Here is a 3,785-nt window from a genome sequence, read left to right on the forward strand (position 1 = left end):
GTGCAGGGGCGGCTGAAGGGTGCCGGGGGCGGGCTGGAAGGTGCGGGGCAGGCTGCATGCTGCCGGGGCGGGCTGCATGCTGCGGGGCGGGCTGGACGGTGGCCGGGCGGGCTGGAGGGTCTCGGCCGGGCTGGACGGTGGCCGGGCGGGCGCGGCACCGGTGGGTGACCGGTTCGCTGTGCTGCGCGGTGGCGGGCGGGCCGCGAAACGGCGCCCCCGGAACCGGGGGCGCCGTTTCGTTGGCCGGTTACGCCTTGCGGAGGCGGAACGTGAGGGTCAGCGGCTCGTCCGTGAACGGGGCACCGTACGCCGCATCGGCCTCGCCCTGCGCGAAGTCCGTCGCCAGGACCTCGTCCGCGATCAGCCCGGCGTGGTCGGTCAGGGCGGTGACCACCTCCGGGTCCGCGGCGGACCACCGCAGGGCGATCCGGTCCGCGACGTCCAGGCCCGAGTTCTTGCGGGCCTCCTGGATGAGGCGGATCGCGTCCCGCGCCAGGCCGGCGAGCCGCAGCTCGGGGGTGATCTCCAGGTCCAGGGCGACCGTGGCGCCGGAGTCGGACGCCACCGACCAGCCTTCGCGCGGGGTCTCCGTGATGATGACCTCCTCCGGGGTGAGGGCGACCGGCTCCCCGTTCACCTCCACCGTGGCCTCGCCGGAGCGCAGGGCGAGCGACAGCGCCGCCGCGTCCGCCGCGGCCACGGCCTTCGCGACGTCCTGGACGCCCTTGCCGAACCGCTTGCCGAGCGCACGGAAGTTCGCCTTCGCCGTGGTGTCGACGAGCGAGCCGCCGACCTCGGACAGCGATGCCAGCGAGCTGACGTTCAGCTCCTCGGTGATCTGGGCGTGCAGCTCGGCCGAGAGCGCCTCGAAGCCGCCGGCCGCGACCAGCGCCCGCGAGAGCGGCTGGCGGGTCTTGACCCCGGACTCGGCGCGCGTGGCACGGCCCAGCTCGACCAGGCGGCGCACCAGCAGCATCTGCTGGGACAGGACCGGGTCCACGAGCGAGGAGTCCGCCTCGGGCCACGAGGTCAGGTGCACGGACTCGGGCGCGTCCGGGGTGACCGGGACGACCATGTCCTGCCACACCCGCTCCGCGATGAAGGGGGTGAGCGGGGCCATCAGGCGGGTGACGGTCTCGACCACGTCGTGCAGGGTGCGCAGCGCCGCCTTGTCGCCCTGCCAGAACCGGCGGCGCGACCGGCGCACGTACCAGTTGGACAGGTCGTCCACGAAGGCGGACAGCAGCTTGCCGGCGCGCTGGGTGTCGTACGCCTCCATGGCGTCCGTGACCTCGCCGACCAGCGTGTGCAGCTCCGAGAGCAGCCAGCGGTCCAGCACCGTGCGGTCGGCCGGCGCCGGGTCGGCGGCGGTCGGCGCCCAGTTCGAGGTGCGGGCGTACAGGGCCTGGAAGGCGACCGTGTTCCAGTAGGTGAGGAGCGTCTTGCGGACGACCTCCTGGATGGTGCCGTGGCCGACGCGGCGGGCCGCCCACGGCGAGCCGCCGGCCGCCATGAACCAGCGCACCGCGTCGGCGCCGTGCTGGTCCATGAGCGGGATCGGCTGGAGGATGTTGCCCAGGTGCTTGGACATCTTGCGGCCGTCCTCGGCCAGGATGTGGCCCAGGCAGACGACGTTCTCGTACGAGGACTTGTCGAACACGAGCGTGCCGACGGCCATCAGCGTGTAGAACCAGCCGCGGGTCTGGTCGATGGCCTCGGAGATGAACTGCGCCGGGTAGCGCTTCTCGAACAGCTCCTTGTTCTTGTACGGGTAGCCCCACTGCGCGAACGGCATCGAGCCCGAGTCGTACCAGGCGTCGATGACCTCGGGGACGCGGACCGCGGTCTGCGAGCAGCCCTCGGCCGTGCAGGAGAAGGTCACGTCGTCGATGTAGGGGCGGTGCGGGTCCAGGGCCGAGTGGTCCTGGCCGGACAGCTCCGACAGTTCGGCGCGGGAGCCGACGCAGGTGAGGTGGCCCTCCTCGCAGCGCCAGATGGGCAGCGGGGTGCCCCAGTAGCGGTTGCGGGACAGCGCCCAGTCGATGTTGTTGTTGAGCCAGTCGCCGAAGCGGCCCTGCTTGACCGACTCCGGGAACCAGTTGGTCTTCTCGTTCTCCCGCAGCATCGCGTCCTTGACGGCGGTGGTGCGGATGTACCAGGACGGCTGCGCGTAGTAGAGCAGCGCCGTGTGGCAGCGCCAGCAGTGCGGGTAGCTGTGCTCGTAGGCGAAGTGCTTGAAGAGCAGGCCGCGGGCGTCGAGGTCGGCGGTGAGGCGCTCGTCGGCCTTCTTGAAGAAGACGCCGCCGACGAGCGGGACCTCCTCGGCGAAGGTGCCGTCGGGGCGGACCGGGTTCACGACGGGCAGGCCGTACGCGCGGCAGACCGCGAGGTCGTCGGCACCGAAGGCGGGAGCCTGGTGGACCAGACCGGTGCCGTCCTCGGTGGTGACGTAGTCCGCGTTGACCACGAAGTGGGCGGGGGCGTCGAAGGGCACCAGCTCGAAGGGGCGCCGGTAGGTCCAGCGCTCCATCTCCCTGCCGGTGAAGGTCTGGCCGGTGGTCTCCCAGCCCTCGCCGAGGGCCTTCTCCAGCAGCGGCTGCGCGACGACCAGCTTCTCCTCGCCATCGGTGGCGACGACGTACGTGACCTCGGGGTGGGCGGCCACCGCGGTGTTGGAGACCAGGGTCCACGGGGTGGTGGTCCACACGACGAGGGCGGCCTCGCCGGCGAGCGGGCCGGAGGTCAGCGGGAAGCGCACGTAGACCGAGGGGTCGACGACGGTCTCGTAGCCCTGGGCCAGCTCGTGGTCGGACAGGCCGGTGCCGCAGCGCGGGCACCAGGGGGCGACGCGGTGGTCCTGGACGAGCAGGCCCTTGTTGAAGATCTCCTTCAGCGACCACCAGACCGACTCGACGTACTCGGGGTCCATGGTCCGGTACGCGTCGTCCAGGTCGACCCAGTAGCCCATGCGGGTGGTGAGCTCGGCGAACGCGTCGGTGTGGCGGGTCACGGACTCGCGGCACTTGGCGTTGAACTCGGCGATGCCGTAGGCCTCGATGTCCTGCTTGCCGTTGAAGCCGAGTTCCTTCTCGACGGCGAGCTCGACGGGCAGGCCGTGGCAGTCCCAGCCGGCCTTGCGGGCCACGTGGTAGCCCCGCATGGTGCGGAAGCGGGGGAAGACGTCCTTGAAGACGCGGGCCTCGATGTGGTGCGCGCCGGGCATGCCGTTCGCGGTGGGCGGGCCCTCGTAGAAGACCCACTCGGGGCGGCCCTCGGACTGCTCCAGGGTCTTGGCGAAGGTCTTGTTCTCGCGCCAGAACTCGAGAACGGCGTGTTCCAGGGCGGGCAGGTCGACCTGGGCGGGTACCGGGCGGTACTGCGGCGGTGTGGTCATGAGGCTGAACTCTTCCTCCGGCGGTGTGGCGCTTCCGTCCGGAGGGACGAGAGACGCCGCCTCCTTCGTCGAGGACGCGCTCCCGCGGTACCACCCTCCTTGGCCACCGGACGGGTCCGGCGGCCCCCTCATTGGGGTGCGAAGCCGGTTCTACTCGCCGCACGGGCTCCGGGTGGCCCCGTGGCGGCTTTCTTCCGGCGGCTCAGGGGTGATCCTTCACGTCGCGCTCGCCCCCGGGCTCTCACCGTCCCCGGGTCGCTCACGGCTGCGTCCGACGCTACTCGTCCCCGTCCATGCCTTTCGCTGGGCCCAGTGTACGGGGCAGGGGCGGCCCCGGCAGACCGGTTTTCCGCGGGGTGCGGCGGGGGCACGGGCCCGGCCCCTGCGGGGC

At 71.9% G+C, this 3,785-nt stretch carries 1 protein-coding gene; it reads right to left on the minus strand.

The annotated features are described in order from the left end of the window. Positions 1-247 precede the first annotated feature (247 nt). Positions 248-3,394 (minus strand): isoleucine--tRNA ligase, encoded by a 3,147-nt coding sequence (ileS, locus tag HYE82_RS34870; RefSeq protein WP_179178235.1) that lies wholly within the window; start codon positions 3,392-3,394, stop codon positions 248-250. Positions 3,395-3,785: the final 391 nt, after the last annotated feature.

Origin of the sequence: Streptomyces sp. BR123 (assembly GCF_013401435.1) — a bacterium.
In the GTDB taxonomy this organism is placed as follows: Bacteria; Actinomycetota; Actinomycetes; order Streptomycetales; family Streptomycetaceae; genus Streptomyces.

What these genes read in the sequence shown, in the direction of transcription:
- ileS (WP_179178235.1), bottom strand. Translation starts at nt 3,394, where the DNA reads ATGACCACACCGCCGCAGTACCGCCCGGTACCCGCCCAGGTCGACCTG.